Origin of the sequence: Rhodovulum sp. YNF3179, assembly GCF_050586465.1 — a bacterium.
Classification (GTDB): Bacteria; Pseudomonadota; Alphaproteobacteria; order Rhodobacterales; family Rhodobacteraceae; genus CAJXYS01.
On the sequence record NZ_JBOCEG010000003.1, the window covers coordinates 424,424 to 439,359 of the forward strand.

Annotated in this window: 11 protein-coding genes; 9 read left to right on the forward strand and 2 right to left on the reverse strand. The window is 70.0% G+C overall.

Features of this window, described 5'->3' with window-relative positions; translation table 11 throughout:
• The first annotated feature begins 22 nt into the window (after window positions 1-22).
• Both ACQ5SP_RS07440 and guaB read left to right on the forward strand, forming a co-directional pair.
• Window positions 23-985 carry a tellurium resistance protein gene (locus tag ACQ5SP_RS07440; protein WP_430937716.1) on the forward strand — a complete coding sequence of 321 codons (963 nt, stop codon included), beginning with the start codon at window positions 23-25 and terminating at the stop codon, window positions 983-985.
• Window positions 986-1,069: 84 nt separating this feature from the next.
• Entirely contained in the window at window positions 1,070-2,521 is a 1,452-nt protein-coding gene (gene guaB / locus ACQ5SP_RS07445) for an IMP dehydrogenase (RefSeq protein WP_430937717.1), read from the forward strand.
• Between the two features lie 66 nt (window positions 2,522-2,587).
• Here the strand turns inward: guaB and ACQ5SP_RS07450 are convergent, their stop codons facing one another.
• Window positions 2,588-3,853, reverse strand: a complete 1,266-nt coding sequence (locus ACQ5SP_RS07450; protein ID WP_430937718.1) for an MFS transporter — start codon at window positions 3,851-3,853, stop codon at window positions 2,588-2,590.
• Between the two features lie 229 nt (window positions 3,854-4,082).
• On the opposite strand from ACQ5SP_RS07450, the gene ACQ5SP_RS07455 reads away from it, so the two are divergent.
• The 4 genes from ACQ5SP_RS07455 to ACQ5SP_RS07470 all read left to right on the forward strand — a co-directional run bounded on the left by ACQ5SP_RS07455 (window position 4,083) and on the right by ACQ5SP_RS07470 (window position 9,936).
• A complete protein-coding gene (locus ACQ5SP_RS07455; RefSeq protein WP_430937719.1) occupies window positions 4,083-5,276 on the forward strand; it encodes an MFS transporter in 1,194 nt (397 codons plus the stop codon).
• A 180-nt stretch (window positions 5,277-5,456) separates the two neighbouring features.
• Entirely contained in the window at window positions 5,457-6,290 is an 834-nt protein-coding gene (locus tag ACQ5SP_RS07460; RefSeq protein ID WP_430937720.1) for an MBL fold metallo-hydrolase, read from the forward strand.
• Between the two features lie 73 nt (window positions 6,291-6,363).
• Window positions 6,364-7,551, forward strand: a complete 1,188-nt coding sequence (locus ACQ5SP_RS07465; RefSeq protein WP_430937721.1) for an RsmB/NOP family class I SAM-dependent RNA methyltransferase — start codon at window positions 6,364-6,366, stop codon at window positions 7,549-7,551.
• Between the two features lie 78 nt (window positions 7,552-7,629).
• Window positions 7,630-9,936, forward strand: a complete 2,307-nt coding sequence (locus tag ACQ5SP_RS07470; protein WP_430937722.1) for an ATP-binding protein — start codon at window positions 7,630-7,632, stop codon at window positions 9,934-9,936.
• Between the two features lie 6 nt (window positions 9,937-9,942).
• Here ACQ5SP_RS07470 and ACQ5SP_RS07475 read toward each other — a convergent pair whose 3' ends face one another.
• Entirely contained in the window at window positions 9,943-10,557 is a 615-nt protein-coding gene (locus ACQ5SP_RS07475) for a gamma-glutamyl kinase (RefSeq protein ID WP_430937723.1), read from the reverse strand.
• Between the two features lie 198 nt (window positions 10,558-10,755).
• On the opposite strand from ACQ5SP_RS07475, the gene recA reads away from it, so the two are divergent.
• The 3 genes from recA (at window position 10,756) to ACQ5SP_RS07490 (ending at window position 14,929) form a co-directional block, all read left to right on the forward strand.
• On the forward strand, window positions 10,756-11,826 hold the full coding sequence (gene recA / locus ACQ5SP_RS07480) for a recombinase RecA (protein WP_430937724.1): 1,071 nt from the start codon (window positions 10,756-10,758) through the stop codon (window positions 11,824-11,826).
• A gap of 153 nt (window positions 11,827-11,979) precedes the next feature.
• Window positions 11,980-14,643, forward strand: a complete 2,664-nt coding sequence (alaS, locus tag ACQ5SP_RS07485; protein WP_430937725.1) for an alanine--tRNA ligase — start codon at window positions 11,980-11,982, stop codon at window positions 14,641-14,643.
• Between the two features lies 1 nt (window position 14,644).
• Window positions 14,645-14,929 (forward strand): DUF1330 domain-containing protein, encoded by a 285-nt coding sequence (locus tag ACQ5SP_RS07490; protein WP_430937726.1) that lies wholly within the window; start codon window positions 14,645-14,647, stop codon window positions 14,927-14,929.
• The last annotated feature ends 7 nt before the right edge of the window (window positions 14,930-14,936 follow it).

Here is a 14,936-nt window from a genome sequence, read left to right on the forward strand (position 1 = left end):
CGCACGGAACGGAGCAGGACACATGCAGGCGACCCCCGGGCTCTGGCGGCGGACACCGCCCGCGATCTTTCCGCCGATCTTCGGCCTTCTCGCGCTGGGGCTCGCCTGGCGCCGCGCGGTGCCGGTCTTCGACGTGCCGGCCGCGGTCGGCGAGGCGATTCTCGGCGCGGTGACCCTGCTTTTCCTGTTCGCGGTTCTGGCCTATGGCGCCAAGGCCGTCCGCCGCCCCGCCGTCGTGGCCGAGGATCTGCGGATCCTGCCGGGCCGGGCGGGGCTGTCGACCATGATGCTCTCGCTCTACCTGCTGGCGGCCGTCCTGGTTCCCTACGGCGCGGGCGCCGCGACCGCGGTGCTCTATGCCGGCCTGGCGGCGCATGCGGGGCTGGTGGCGCTGATCCTCTATGTCCTGGCCACCGGGCCGGCCGAGCAGCGGGTGGTCACCCCCGTCTTCCACCTCAGCTTCGTCGGCTTCATCGTCGCCGCGGTGCCGGCCGTGCCGCTCGGCCTGCACGGGTTGGCGCAGGCGATCCTCTGGGGCACCGGGGCGCTGGCCATAGCGATCTGGGCCGAGAGCCTGCGCCAGTTCACGCTGCGCGGGGTGCCGGCGCCGCTGCGCCCGCTGCTCGCGATCCACCTGGCCCCGGTGGCGCTGCTCGGCACCGTCTCGCTGATGCTGGGGCAGGGCGGGCTCGCGACCGGGCTCGCCTGGGCCGCGGTGGCGCTGCTCTTGCTGCTTGCGATTCGCGTTCGCTGGCTGACCGAGGCGGGCTTCAGCCCGTTCTGGGGGGCGTTCACCTTTCCGCTTGCCGCCACCGCCGGCCTGATGGCGCTGATGGCCGGCTACGTCGCGGCCCAGCCCTTCCGGCTGATCGCGGCCGGCGTGCTCGTGGCGGCGACGCTGGTCGTGCCGCCCATCGCCTGGAAGGTGATGCAGATGTGGGCCAAGGGCCAGCTCGCGGCCAAGACCAATGCGGCGACCGCCTGAGCCCGCGCGGAAATTGCGGCTTTCCTTTCCCCCGTCCCCGTGAGATAGGGAAGCGCCAAACGAAACTCCCCAAGGAGACTCCCAATGGAGATTCGCGAGGCGCTCACCTTCGACGACGTGCTGCTGGTTCCCGGTGCATCCAGCGTGCTGCCCAACGAGGCGGATACGCGCACCCTGGTTACCAGGTCCATCCGGATGAACATCCCGCTCCTGTCCTCGGCCATGGACACCGTCACCGAGGGTCCGATGGCGATCACCATGGCGCAGGCGGGCGGCATCGGGGTGATTCACCGAAATCTCAACATCGAGGATCAGGCCCGCGAGGTGCGGCGGGTGAAGCGGTTCGAGTCGGGGGTGGTCTACAACCCGGTCACGCTGCGCCCCGACCAGACGCTGGCCGACGCCAAGGCCCTGCAGGAGCGTTACAAGATCACCGGCTTCCCGGTGGTGGACGCCGAGGGCCACGTGCTGGGCATCGTCACCAACCGCGACATGCGCTTCGCCGAGGATGACCGGACGCCGGTCAGCGCGATGATGACCTCCGAGAACCTCGCCATGCTCGAGGAACCGGCGGATCTCGCCGCGGCAAAGGCGATGATGCACGAACGCCGGATCGAGAAGCTGCTGGTCGCCGACAAGCAGGGCCGGCTGACCGGACTGCTGACGATCAAGGATATCGAGAAGGCGGTGCTGAACCCGGCGGCCTGCAAGGACGAGTTGGGCCGGCTGCGCGTGGCCGCGGCGACCACCGTCGGCGATGCCGGCTTCGAACGGTCCGAGGCGCTGATCGACGCCGGCTGCGACCTGATCGTGGTCGACACCGCCCACGGCCATTCCGAAGGCGTCGCCAGGGCCGTGGAACGCATCAAGAAGCTGTCCAACGCCGCGCAGGTCATTGCCGGCAACGTGGCCACCGCCGAGGCCACGCGCGCGCTGATCGACGCGGGCGCGGACGGGATCAAGGTCGGCATCGGCCCGGGATCGATCTGCACGACGCGGGTCGTGGCCGGGGTCGGCATGCCGCAGCTGACGGCCATCATGGATTGCGCCCGCGCCGCCGCCGAGAGCGGCACGCCGATCATCGCCGATGGCGGCATCAAGTTCTCGGGCGATTTCGCCAAGGCGATCGCCGCGGGGGCCCATTGCGCGATGGTGGGCAGCATGATCGCCGGCACCGACGAGAGCCCGGGCGAGGTGATCCTCTACCAGGGCCGCAGCTTCAAGTCGTATCGGGGCATGGGCAGCCTCGGCGCGATGGCGCGCGGCTCGGCCGACCGCTATTTCCAGAAGGACGCGGCCAGCGACAAGCTGGTGCCCGAGGGGATCGAGGGGCAGGTGCCCTACAAGGGCTCGGCCGGCGCGGTGGTCCACCAGCTCGTGGGCGGCCTGCGCGCGGCGATGGGCTATACCGGTTCGGCCACCATCGACGAGATGCGCGGCGGCTGCAACTTCGTGCGGATCACCGGCGCGGGGCTGAAGGAAAGCCATGTCCACGACGTGCAGATCACGCGGGAGTCGCCGAATTATCGCTCTTAAAGCGGGTCTTTAGGGGGCGATCTTCATCCGCGCCCCCGGGTCCGTGACGGGCCGGGGCGCGGGATGTCACGGCGTCTCCTCGGCCTCGCGCTCGGCCTCGGCCTGTTCCGCGGCCCAGACGCCGGCCACCTCCACCGTCACCGGCGAGGCGGTCGGCAGGACGCCCACGTAGCTCTCGGTCTCGTCGACCGGCACGATCGCGCGCTGGGTCATGCGGTAGAGAGCATAGAGCGCGATGGCGGCAAAGGTCGTGCCAAGCACCAGCCAGAAGGCGAAGGGCCCCAGCCCCTGCATCGCCCAGCCCGTGATCATCGGGCCCACGATGGCGCCGAGCCCGAAGGTAAAGACCAGCCCACCGGACGCGGCCGGCATGTCCTCGGCCGACAGGAAGTCGTTGGTATAGGCCAGGAACAGCGCGTAAAGCGGCGTGGTCACGCCCCCGGCGAAGAAGGCGGCCGCCATCAGCGCCCAGAGACCGCCGCCGGTCATCCAGCCCACCGCGCAGGAAGTCGCGCCGAGGGTGGCCGCGCCGAAAATCAGCTTGCGCCGGTCCATGCGGTCCGACAGCCAGCCCACCGGGTACTGAAGCGCGAGCGCCCCGGCGAAAAGCATGGCGACGAAGAGCGCGATCTCGGCCGTGGTCATCCCGATCTGGGTGCCGAAGACCGCGCCCATGCCCGATTGCGTCGCGTAGACGCTGCCCAGCAGGAAGATCCCCACCGTGCCGAGCGGCGAGCCCGCGAAGAGATCGCGCAGCGGCATGGGCCGCGTCACCTCGGCGGCCGGAACCGGGGTGGCCGAGAGCAGGATCGGCGCGAAGGAGACGGAGACCAGGATCGAGGCCCCGATGAAGAGCACCGACGTGCCCGCATCGCCCAGCGTCAGAAGGCCCTGCGCGCCGATGATCCCCAGGGTCTGCGCGATCATGTAGGCCGCCAGGACCTTGCCGCGGGTCTCGTTGGTAGCGGCATTGTTCAGCCAGCTTTCGGCCGTGACGTAGATGCCGGACATGCAGAACCCGATCAGCACGCGCAGCACCGTCCAGGCCCAGGGCTCGGCAAGCAGCGGAAAGGACAGCAGCCCGGCGGACATGAAACTGCCCAGCGCCGCGAAGACCCGCACATGTCCGACCCGCTGGATCAGAAGCGGCGTGAGCCGTGCGCCCGAGAGAAAGCCCATGAAATAGCCCGAGGTGACCACCGCGAGCGCCGCGGCCGAGAATCCCTCGATATCGCCGCGCAGGCCGATCAGGGTGAAATGCATGCCGTTGCCCAGCATGATGAACACGATTCCGATCAGGAGGGCCCAGACCCCGGACAGGACTTGAATCATGAGATGCCCTTTCGCGCCGCGGGACCGCCCCGCGTCGTCGCCGCGTCGCACATGTCATGCTGCACTGCCGTCGCTGCAGCGCCGCATACGCGTCCGATAGCGACACTGGGGCGAAAGCCCCCCAGCGCCGCGGTCACTTGTCCGTGAATGGGCGTGCCCGCGAGCGGGCCGCGGCAGGAACACCACCGGCTCCGGACGCATTCCGCCGGGGAAGGAAGGAGGTCGGACCATGACGCGGTTCTGGGCGCTCTCTGCCGCGGGTTTCGCCGCCACGGCCATCAGTTTCGGGCCGGCGCGCATGGGCTTTGGCCTGTTCGTTCCGGAATTCCGCGCCGCGTTCGCCTTGTCGAGCGCGGATATCGGCCTGATCTCGGGGCTCGGCTTTCTCGGCTTCTTCATCGGGCTCCTGGTCGCGCAGGCGCTGCTGGCGCGGCGGGGGCCGGAACTGCCGGTCGTCGCGGGGCTCGTCGTGGCGACGGCGGGACTCCTGGCGGTGGCGCTCGCGCCGAACGCGCCGGTTCTGGCCGGTGGTGTCTTCCTCGCCACGGCGAGCGCGGGCTTCGCCTGGACGCCGTTCAACGACGCGGTCCACCGGACGGTTCCCGACTGGTGGCGGCCGGCGGCGCTGTCGACCATCAGCAGCGGAACGAGCATAGGCGTCGCGGGCGCGGGCCTGGCGGCGCTTGGCATGGTGGGCCTCGGCTTGTCCTGGCGGATGTGCTGGGCGCTGTTCGCGGGGGCGAGCGCGCTGGCGCTCTGGGTGAATGTCCGGGCGCTGCGCGATCTCGACCGGGCGCCGGAGGCGATGCCGCGGGCCTGGCGCGGTCTCGTGCAGCCCGTGGCGGCGCCGCTCTTCGGGATCGGCTTCGTCTACGGCACCACCTCGGCGATCTACGTGTCCTTCGCGGCCGACCGCGCGGTTGCGGCGGGCGGCCTGCCGGGCGTGCCCGTCGACGCGGTGCCGGCCCTGATCTTCATCCTTTACGGTCTCTGCGGCTTCTCGGGCCTGATGACGGGCCGCCTCAAGGCGCGGCTCGGCCTGCCAGGTCTTCTGCGCGCGCTGATGCTGGCGGGGGCCGGCTCGCTGGCGCTCGTCGCGCTTGCGCCGGGGCACTGGGCCGGGCTGATCCCCTCGGCGGGGCTGCAGGGGGTCCACGTCATGATGACGAGCGCCGTTCTCGCCTTCTGGTCCGAGCGGCTCTATCCCGGGCTGCCGTCGCTGAGCTTCACGGCGGCGCTCCTGGCCATGGCGGCCGGCAGCGTTCTCGGCCCCGCGGTCGCCGGGGTGATGTCGGACATGGCCGGCCCGCGGGCGATGTTCCTGGTCGCCGCCGCGCTGCCGGCGTTGCTGGCGGCCGGGTTGCGAGACCGTCACGCCCATGACCGCCCGGCACCTGGCGCGCGGGCCGGGCAGGGCACGTAGGCCGGGGCGCGAGTGTGGAAGGACTTGACCGTGAACGGCGGCGGGCGCTAACCCGTATGGGCACAATGCGCCGCACGGGGATGGCGCCCGAACGCCGTTCCATGACCGGGCCCGTGACGTCGGCGGCCAAGCGCCCGCACGCGCCCGGCGACAGGACCCTGACCCGAGGAGGATTATCACATGGCCCAGATCCTGAGCCGCAAACTTGGCGATGCCGACCTGATCGTGCTGACCGACGGCACGTTGGAGTTCGACCGCGAGATCTTCCCGGGCACCGATCCGGCCCATATCGATGCGCTGCTCGACGCCGCCGGCGAAGAGGCGATCCGGACCAATTTCAACGCGGTCCTGATCCGGCGCCCCGGCCAGACGATCCTGGTGGATTCGGGGCCGCGCGACCTGTTCGGACCAACGGCCGGACATCTGCCGGAGGCGCTGGCCGAGGCCGGAACCGCCCCGGAAGAGGTCGACCTGATCTTTCTCACGCATCTGCACCCCGATCACATCGCCGGCACGGTAACCCCCGACGGCCAACCCGTTTTCCCGAACGCGGAAATGGTGATCCCCGCCGCCGAGATCGCGTTCTGGTCCGACGCGGCGCGCTTCGCGGGGGACGAGACCCTGTCGGGCTGGCAGCAGCTGGCCGCGGCGGTGCTGGCCGCCTATGAGGGGCGTATCCGAACGGTCACGGATGCCGGCGAGATCGCGCCTGGGATGACCGCGCTGCCCTTGCCCGGTCACACGCCGGGCCACAGCGGGTTCCGGCTGGACGTCGGCGACGAGAGCTTCGTGCATGCCGCCGACATCGTCCATGCCCAGGCGCTGCAACTGGCGGATCCGGATGTCGGCGTGGTCTTCGACGTCGATGCCGACACCGCGCGCGCCTCGCGCAAGCGGCTGCTCGACATGCTGGCGACCGATGGCATCCGTTTCTCGGGCGGGCATATCCTGCGTCCCGCCTTCGGCCATGTGGAGCGGGCCAACGGCGGCTATCGATTCGTCGACGAGGCCTGAGCCGATTGTTTTCCTGCTTTTTTATCAACGCCTTGCCGTCAAAAGCTGATGCGATGGGTCGGGGGCGGTCCCGATGACGCCGGGCGCGCGGGTTGCCGCCGCGATCGAGATTCTCGACCGCGTGCTGAGCGGCACGCCCGCCGAACAGGCGCTGACGAACTGGGCCCGCGCGAGCCGTTTTGCGGGCTCGGGCGATCGCGCGGCGGTCCGTGACCATGTCTTCGCCAGCCTGCGCCGCAAGCGCTCTCACGCCGCGCTTGGTGGCGCGATGACGGGCCGCGGGTTGTTGATCGGCCAGCTGCGCGAGGCGGGCGCCGATTGCCCCGGGATCTTCTCGGGCAGCGGCCATGCGCCGCCGCCCCTGACGGCGGCGGAGATCGCGCGTCTCGACCGGGCGGTCGAGATGGAGCGCAACATCGTCCTCGACTGTCCGGACTGGCTGGCGCCGGAGCTGGAGGCCGCGCTCGGCGACGCCTTCGAACCGGTCATGTCCGCGTTACGGGATCGCGCACCGGTCTTCCTGCGCGTGAACAGCGCCAGGACGACGCGCGAGGCGGCCCGCGCCGCGCTGGCCGCCGATGGCATCGGAACGCGGCCGCACGCGCTGGCGAAGACCGCCCTGGAAGTGACGGAGAATCCGCGGAAAATCCAGAACGCGGCCGCCTATCGCGACGGGCTGGTCGAATTGCAGGACGCGGCGTCGCAGGCGGTGGTGGAGATGCTGCCGCTGGCCGATGCGCCGCGGGTCCTCGACTACTGCGCGGGGGGTGGCGGCAAGGCCCTGGCGATGGCGTCACAGGCGCCCCGCGCCACGGTCTTCGCCCATGACGCGGACCCGCGCCGGATGCGCGACCTGCCGGCGCGCGCGGCGCGGGCCGGTGCCGTGATCACCTGCCTCGACAGCGGGGAGGTGGCGGCAGGGGGCGCCTACGATCTGGTGCTTTGCGACGCGCCCTGTTCCGGCAGCGGCGCCTGGCGGCGCAGCCCCGAGGCCAAGTGGCGGCTCGACCCCGGCGGGCTGGAGGCGCTCTGCCGGACGCAGGCCGGGATTCTCGACCGGGCCGCGCCGCTGGTCGCCGCGGGCGGGCACCTGGCCTACACGACCTGTTCGCTGCTCGCGCCGGAGAACGGGGCCCAGATCGCCGGGTTTCGCGCCCGGCACCGGGGCTGGCGCCTGGTCTCGGAACGGCGTCTCACGCCGCTGGACGGGGGCGACGGATTCTACATCGCACTCTTGCAGCGCGAAGAAAATGTCTCATAATCGCCTTTAGAGTGCGCTTAAGCTCCTCTTAACCCGGTTTGTCCCAAATGCGCCGGACGGTAACGGAAGGAGGACGCGGTGACCCAGTCCGCGGATCTGCCCATCCCGGTCCCGGTGCGGGACGCGACCACGCCGCGCCGGGTGCTCTATCTCGGCCTCGGGGCCGCGCTCTGCCTCGCCGGGGCGCTGCTTGCCCCCGTGGGACCCGCGCAGCTGGTGTTGCTTTCGGCGGGCGGCGTGATGGGCGCCTCGGCGGCCTTCGTCGCGCTGGCCGACCTGCTCCGCCGGCGCCGGCGGACCGGGGACTGGGCGGTCATCACGACCTTCCTGCGCAACGACCCGGCGCCGATCTTCCTGTCGGACGCGACGGGGCGCGTGACCTTTCGCAACACCGCTGCCGCCCGGCGGTTCCCGGATCCCGGCGGCGCGGCCATGCTGGCCGACCTGCTGGCGGTTCGGCTGCCGGATGCGGGGTCGCTGGTCGTGCGGCTGCGGCAGGCCGCGCTGCGTCACGGCCAGGCCGTCGAGGAGGTCGTCGCGACCGATGGGCACCTTCATATCACCGTGCGCAGGCTCGGGGCGGAGGGCTGTCTCTGGCGAGTCTTGCCGCGCGAAAGTTCCAAGCCCGACCCGGACAGCCCGCAGGCGCTGCCGCTTCTGACCGCGGACCCGGATGGCGGCATTCTCTACCTGAACGAAACCCTGCGCCGCATGGTCGGCGGCCGGGCGGCGCATCTGGACCGCCTGTTCGCGGACCTGCCCCTGCGCCCGGACGGCGTGCACGACCTGGCCACGGCGTCCGGTCCGGTCAGCGTCCGGGTCAGCGAGGTGCGCGGGCGCGGTGCCCGACGCGAGATCTGTCTCACGCCCTGCGATCCCGAGGAGATGACCGGGGCCTCCACCCGGCGCTTCTTCGACGAACTGCCGGTGGCGCTGCTCAAGCTCGACGCCAGGGGCACGGTCCTGATGGCGAACCGGATCGCGCGCGAACTGCTCTGTCATTCGATGAACGGCGCGGTCCGTCTCGAGAGCCTCGTGAGCGGGCTCGGCCGGTCGGTGAACGACTGGATCGCCGAGGCGGCCGAGGGTCGGGGGCTGCGCAAGCCCGAGGTTCTGCAGGCGGCCCGTTCGGAATCGGAGGTCTACCTGCAGATCACGCTGAACCGGATCCTCGAGGACGGCGAGGTCTTCCTCGTCGCCGTGCTGAACGACGCGACCGAGCTGAAGACCCTCGAGGCGCAGTTTGTCCAAAGCCAGAAGATGCAGGCGATCGGGCAGCTCGCGGGTGGCGTGGCGCATGACTTCAACAATCTTTTGACGGCAATTTCAGGACATTGCGACCTGTTGTTGCTGCGCCATGACGCCGAGGATCCGGATTATGCCGACCTCGTGCAGATCAACCAGAACGCCAATCGCGCGGCCAGCCTCGTCAGCCAGCTGCTGGCCTTCTCGCGCAAGCAGACCTTGCAGCCGGAGGTGATGGACCTGCGCGATACCCTGGCCGACCTGACCCACCTGCTGAACCGCCTGGTCGGCGAGCGGATCGAGCTGACGCTGTCCCATGACCCGGATCTGAAGCCGATCCGCGGCGACAAGCGCCAGCTCGAGCAGGTCATCATGAACCTGATCGTCAACGCGCGCGACGCCATGCCCCACGGCGGCACGATCCGGATCGAGACCCGCAACGAGCTGCTGTCCGAGGACCGGGTGCGCGACCGCGTCCGGATTCCGCAGGGCCGCTACGTGGTGGTCAGCGTCACCGACGACGGCGCCGGCATCCCCCCCGATCGCCTGCCGAAGGTGTTCGAGCCCTTCTACACCACCAAGCGCACAGGCGAGGGCACCGGCCTCGGGCTGTCGACGGCTTACGGGATCGTCAAGCAGACCGGCGGCTTCATCTTCGTCGACTCGACCCCGGGCATGGGCAGCGTGTTCACGCTGATGTTCCCGGCGCATGATCTGCCGCTGCGCCGCGCCGCCCCGGCGGAGCGCCCGGCCAGGACCGGCCCGCCGCCGCAGGGCGAGGGGGCCATTCTGCTCGTCGAGGACGAGGCCCCGGTGCGCGCCTTCGCGTCGCGCGCCCTGCGCAGCCGCGGCTACAGCGTGATCGAGGCCGAGAGCGGCGAGGAGGCGCTGGAGCTGCTTTCCGACGATGGGCTCGAGATCGACGTCTTCGTCACCGACGTCGTGATGCCCGGGCTCGACGGGCCCAGCTGGGTGCGCAAGGCGCTCGAGATCCGCCCCGATGTGCGCGTCGTCTTCGTCTCGGGCTATGCCGAGGACGCGATCCCCGACGGGGACGGGCGCATTCCCAACGCCGTCTTCCTGCCCAAGCCCTTCTCGCTGCAGGAGCTGACGGCGACGGTCCAGGCCCAGCTGGTCTGACCGGGCTCAGGGATCGGCCATCTCGCCGGCGCGGACCCGCGCGTGCAGGCGCAGGTCCCGTGCCGCGTGGTGGCGGAAGGCCGCCGCCAGCCGGGGCGAGAGCGGCAGCGCCATCTCGGGCGAGACGTTCAGCCGCCGCGGTGCCACGGCGCGGCCCAGCCGGCGGGCGAAGAAGCCGGTGACCGCGGCCGGATCCTCGTAGGGCAGAAGGTAGTCGACCGCGACCTGCCCGGTGGCATCGGCCACGAAGTCCGACTGGCAGCCCACATCGGCGAATCCCGGGCGCGGCGTGGCGAGGTAGCCGGCGACGAAATCGTCGAAACTCATGTCGGCCGTGCTGTTCGGGTGGCCGCGCAGCGCGGGCCGGGCGCGGTAGCGGTACCAGCTGCCGAGCCAGTCGAGCGGCTCGCGCATCACCGCGATCGTCTCGAGGCCGATCCCGCCCATCCGGTCGAGGCGCGGTTTCAGGAAGCTTTCGTACACCCGGTAGGGCATGTGCTTCATCTCGGGCGGATCGCGGAACACCATGGCCGCGTCCGGGGCCAGTGCCCCCTCGAGAGCCACTGTGCCCGTCTTGGGCGTCGCCAGGAAAACCAGCCGCTGGGTCCAGAAAACCAACATCACGCATACTCCGGGGGCGGCGGGACCGTCGCCGCGTCACTTGCGTAAACTACTCTTTAACCGCTTTCGGAAAAAGCTGGGACGACGCAAATTTTCATTGATTTGTTCCCTTTTTGATCTCATAGTGCATGAGAACAAGAGGCGAACACGTGCAGTCATTGCTGCAATTGCGGCGATGTGAAATAAGAGGTCCGAGACATGGCATCCCAGAACGTACTCGAGTTGGACGGAAAGCGCGACATGGACAAGCAGAAGGCGCTGGATTCGGCGCTCAGCCAAATCGAGCGGCAGTTCGGCAAGGGCTCTATCATGCGCCTCGGCGCCGATAATCCGGTCGCCGAGATCGCGGCGACCTCGACCGGGTCGATCGGGCTCGACATCGCGCTCGGCATTGGCGGCATTCCGAAGGGCCGGATCGTGGAAATCTACGGCCCCGAATCCTCGGGCAAGACGACGCTGACGCTGCACGCCGTCGCCGAAGAGCAGAAACAGGGCGGCGTCTGCGCCTTCGTTGACGCGGAACACGCGCTCGATCCGCAATACGCCAAGAAACTCGGCGTCAATCTCGACGAGCTGCTGATCTCGCAGCCCGACACGGGCGAGCAGGCGCTGGAGATCACCGACACGCTGGTGCGTTCGGGCGCGGTCAACATGGTGGTGGTCGATTCGGTCGCCGCGCTGACCCCGAAATCCGAGCTCGAGGGCGACATGGGCGACTCCAGCGTGGGCGTGCAGGCCCGGCTGATGAGCCAGGCGATGCGCAAGCTGACCGGCTCCATCGCGCGCTCGAAATGCACGGTGATCTTCATCAACCAGATCCGCATGAAGATCGGCGTGATGTTCGGCTCGCCCGAGACGACGACCGGCGGCAACGCGCTGAAATTCTACGCCTCCGTGCGGATGGATATCCGCCGGATCGGGGCGATCAAGGACCGCGACGAGGTGGTGGGCAACACCACCCGCGTGAAGGTGGTCAAGAACAAGGTCGCGCCGCCCTTCAAGCAGGTCGAGTTCGACATCATGTATGGCGAGGGAATCTCGAAGACCGGCGAACTCGTCGACATGGGCGTGAAGGCCGGCATCGTCGAGAAGTCGGGCTCCTGGTTCTCCTATGGCGACGAACGCATCGGCCAGGGGCGCGAGAACGCGAAGACCTTCCTCAAGGAAAACCCCGAGATCGCCGCCGAGATCGAGGACAAGATCCGTGCGGCCCACGGGCTCGACGCGCCGGGCGGTGCGGCGGGCGGGGACGACCTCGTCGAGGCCTGACCGCGGCGCGCGCCGCCGACCGGGATCGTGACAGGGCCGTGCCGCCGGGCACGGCCCTTTTTCCATGCGCCGCGCCCGATCGCTGGACAGCCGCCCGGCGGCGGGATACACCCCGAAACCGACCCGGATCACTGGAGCCAAGGACCGCGCAACATGGCCAGTCTGAACGACATCCGTTCGACCTTCCTCGACTACTTCGCCAAGAACGGCCACGAGATCGTGGACAGCTCGCCGCTGGTGCCGCGCAACGACCCGACGCTGATGTTCACGAATGCCGGCATGGTGCAGTTCAAGAACGTGTTCACCGGGGTCGAGCATCGCGACTACAACCGCGCGGCCACCTCGCAGAAATGCGTCCGCGCGGGCGGCAAGCACAACGACCTGGACAATGTCGGCTACACCGCGCGTCACCACACCTTCTTCGAGATGCTCGGCAACTTCTCCTTCGGAGATTACTTCAAGGAGGCCGCGATCCCCTATGCCTGGGATCTCGTCACGAAGGAATTCGGCATCGACAAGGATCGGCTGCTCGTCACCATTTACCACACCGATGACGAGGCGGCCGATATCTGGAAGAAATACGCCGGCCTGCCGGACGAACGCATCATCCGCATCCCGACATCGGACAATTTCTGGTCGATGGGTGCCACGGGACCCTGCGGCCCCTGCACGGAGATCTTCTACGATCACGGCCCCGGCATCCCGGGTGGCCCGCCGGGCAGCCCCGAGGAGGATGGCGACCGCTTCATCGAGATCTGGAACCTCGTCTTCATGCAGTTCGAGCAGTTCGAGGACGGGCGGCGCGAGACGCTGCCGCATCCCTCGATCGATACCGGCATGGGACTCGAACGGATCGGCGCGCTCCTGCAGGGCAAGCACGACAACTACGACACCGATCTCATGCGCGCGCTGATCGAGGCCAGTGCCAACGCCACCTCGGCCGACCCCGACGGGCCGGGCAAGGTGCATCACCGCGTGATCGCGGATCACCTGCGATCCACCGCCTTCCTGATCGCCGACGGGGTGATGCCGTCGAACGAGGGTCGCGGCTACGTGCTGCGCCGGATCATGCGCCGCGCCATGCGCCACGCCCATCAGCTGGGCGCGGCCGACCCGCTGATGCACCGCCTGGTCGGCGCGCTGGTCGGCAAGATGGGCGCCCATTACCCGGAGCTGACCCGCGCCCGCCCGCTGATCGAGGAGACGCTGCGCCTCGAGGAGACGCGCTTCAAGCAGACGCTGGACCGCGGGTTGCGGCTGCTCGACGACGAGCTGGGCAAGCTGGGCGAGGGCCGCCCGCTGCCGGGCGCGGCGGCGTTCAAGCTCTACGACACCTACGGCTTCCCGCTGGACCTGACGCAGGACGCGCTGCGCGAGCGCGGCCGCGTCGTGGATACCGAGGGGTTCGACGCGGCCATGGCCGAGCAGAAGGCCAAGGCCCGCGCCAGCTGGGCCGGCTCGGGCGAGACCGCGGACGCCGCGATCTGGTACGACCTCGCCGAAGAGCATGGCGCGACCGAGTTCCTCGGCTACGACACCGAGGCGGCCGAGGGCCAGATCCTCGCCGTGGTCGTGGATGGCGACCGGGCCGGCAAAGCCGCCAAGGGCGAGAGCGTCCAGGTGGTGCTGAACCAGACGCCGTTCTACGCCGAGGCCGGCGGCCAGGTGGGCGATACCGGCACGCTTCGGACCGACGGCGGGACCGCGCGGATCATCGACACCAAGAAGAGCGCCGGCGTCTTCATCCATTTCGCCGAGGTGACCGAGGGCGAGATCCTGCCGGGGACGGCGGCCCAGCTCGAGGTGGACCACGCCCGCCGCGGCGCGATCCGTGCCAATCACTCGGCCACCCACCTGCTGCACGAGGCCCTGCGCCGCCATCTCGGCGCGCATGTCGCGCAGCGCGGGTCGCTCAACGCGCCGGACCGCCTGCGCTTCGATTTCAGCCACACGCGCGCGCTGTCGGATGCCGAGATCACCGAGGTCGAGGCCGAGGTGAACGCGCTGATCCGCCAGAACGCGGCGGTCGAGACCCGGATCATGACGCCCGACGAGGCGCGCGAGCTGGGCGCCCAGGCGCTGTTCGGCGAGAAATACGGCGACGAGGTGCGCGTCGTCTCGATGGGGCGGCAGACCAATTCGGGCAAGGGTGCCGACGGCGAGACCTACTCGATCGAGCTCTGCGGCGGCACCCATGTGCGGCGCACCGGCGATATCGGGGTCTTCGTGCTGCTCTCCGACAGCGCGTCGAGCGCCGGCGTGCGCCGGGTCGAGGCGCTCACCGGCGAGGACGCGGTCCGCCATCTGAGCGCGCAGGACGCCCGCATGAACGCGGTCGCGCTGGCGCTGAAGGCCCAGCCCGACGAGGTGCCGGATCGCGTGAAGACCCTGATGGACGAGCGGCGCGCGCTGCAGAACGAGGTCGCGCAGCTCCGCCGCGAGCTGGCCATGGCCGGCGGGCCGGGGCAGGGCGCCGCGCCGGACCCGCGCGACGTGGGCGGGGTGCCGTTCCTGGCCCAGGTGCTCTCGGGCGTGTCGGGCAAGGATCTGCCGGCGCTGATCGACGAGCACAAGGCGCGGATCGGCACGGGCGCGATCCTGCTGATCGCCGATACCGACGGCAAGGCCGCGGTGGCGGCCGGCGTGACCGGTGACCTGACCGACCGGATCTCGGCGGTGGACCTGGTGCGCGCGGCGACGCCGGTCCTGGGCGGCAAGGGTGGCGGCGGCCGGCCCGACATGGCCCAGGGCGGCGGCCCGGACGCGGGCAATGCCGCGGCGGCGATCAAGGCGGCCGAAGCCGTGATCGGGGGCTGAGATGGCGGCGTTCTGGATCGCGCATGTGAAGGTGACCGACCCCGACGCCTATGGGCGCTACGCGGCCATCGCGACCGAGGCCATCGCCGCGCATGGCGGCGAGTTCCTCGCGCGCGGGGGGCGGTATCGCCAGATGGAAGGCCCCGACCGGCCGCGCAACGTGGTGGCGCGCTTTCCGAGCTTCGAGGATGCGGTCGCCTGCTATGAGTCGGCGCGTTACCAGGAGGCGCTGTCGCATGCCCGCGATGCATCGGTGCGCGAACTGGTGATCGTCGAGGCGGATTGAGCCGGCC

Excerpts from the sequence above, each read along its gene's own strand:
- ACQ5SP_RS07440 (WP_430937716.1), top strand. The coding sequence starts at position 23 with ATGCAGGCGACCCCCGGGCTCTGGCGGCGGACACCGCCCGCGATCTTT.
- guaB (WP_430937717.1), top strand. The coding sequence starts at position 1,070 with ATGGAGATTCGCGAGGCGCTCACCTTCGACGACGTGCTGCTGGTTCCC.
- ACQ5SP_RS07450 (WP_430937718.1), bottom strand. The coding sequence starts at position 3,853 with ATGATTCAAGTCCTGTCCGGGGTCTGGGCCCTCCTGATCGGAATCGTG.
- ACQ5SP_RS07455 (WP_430937719.1), top strand. The coding sequence starts at position 4,083 with ATGACGCGGTTCTGGGCGCTCTCTGCCGCGGGTTTCGCCGCCACGGCC.
- ACQ5SP_RS07460 (WP_430937720.1), top strand. The coding sequence starts at position 5,457 with ATGGCCCAGATCCTGAGCCGCAAACTTGGCGATGCCGACCTGATCGTG.
- ACQ5SP_RS07465 (WP_430937721.1), top strand. The coding sequence starts at position 6,364 with ATGACGCCGGGCGCGCGGGTTGCCGCCGCGATCGAGATTCTCGACCGC.
- ACQ5SP_RS07475 (WP_430937723.1), bottom strand. The coding sequence starts at position 10,557 with ATGTTGGTTTTCTGGACCCAGCGGCTGGTTTTCCTGGCGACGCCCAAG.
- recA (WP_430937724.1), top strand. The coding sequence starts at position 10,756 with ATGGCATCCCAGAACGTACTCGAGTTGGACGGAAAGCGCGACATGGAC.
- alaS (WP_430937725.1), top strand. The coding sequence starts at position 11,980 with ATGGCCAGTCTGAACGACATCCGTTCGACCTTCCTCGACTACTTCGCC.
- ACQ5SP_RS07490 (WP_430937726.1), top strand. The coding sequence starts at position 14,645 with ATGGCGGCGTTCTGGATCGCGCATGTGAAGGTGACCGACCCCGACGCC.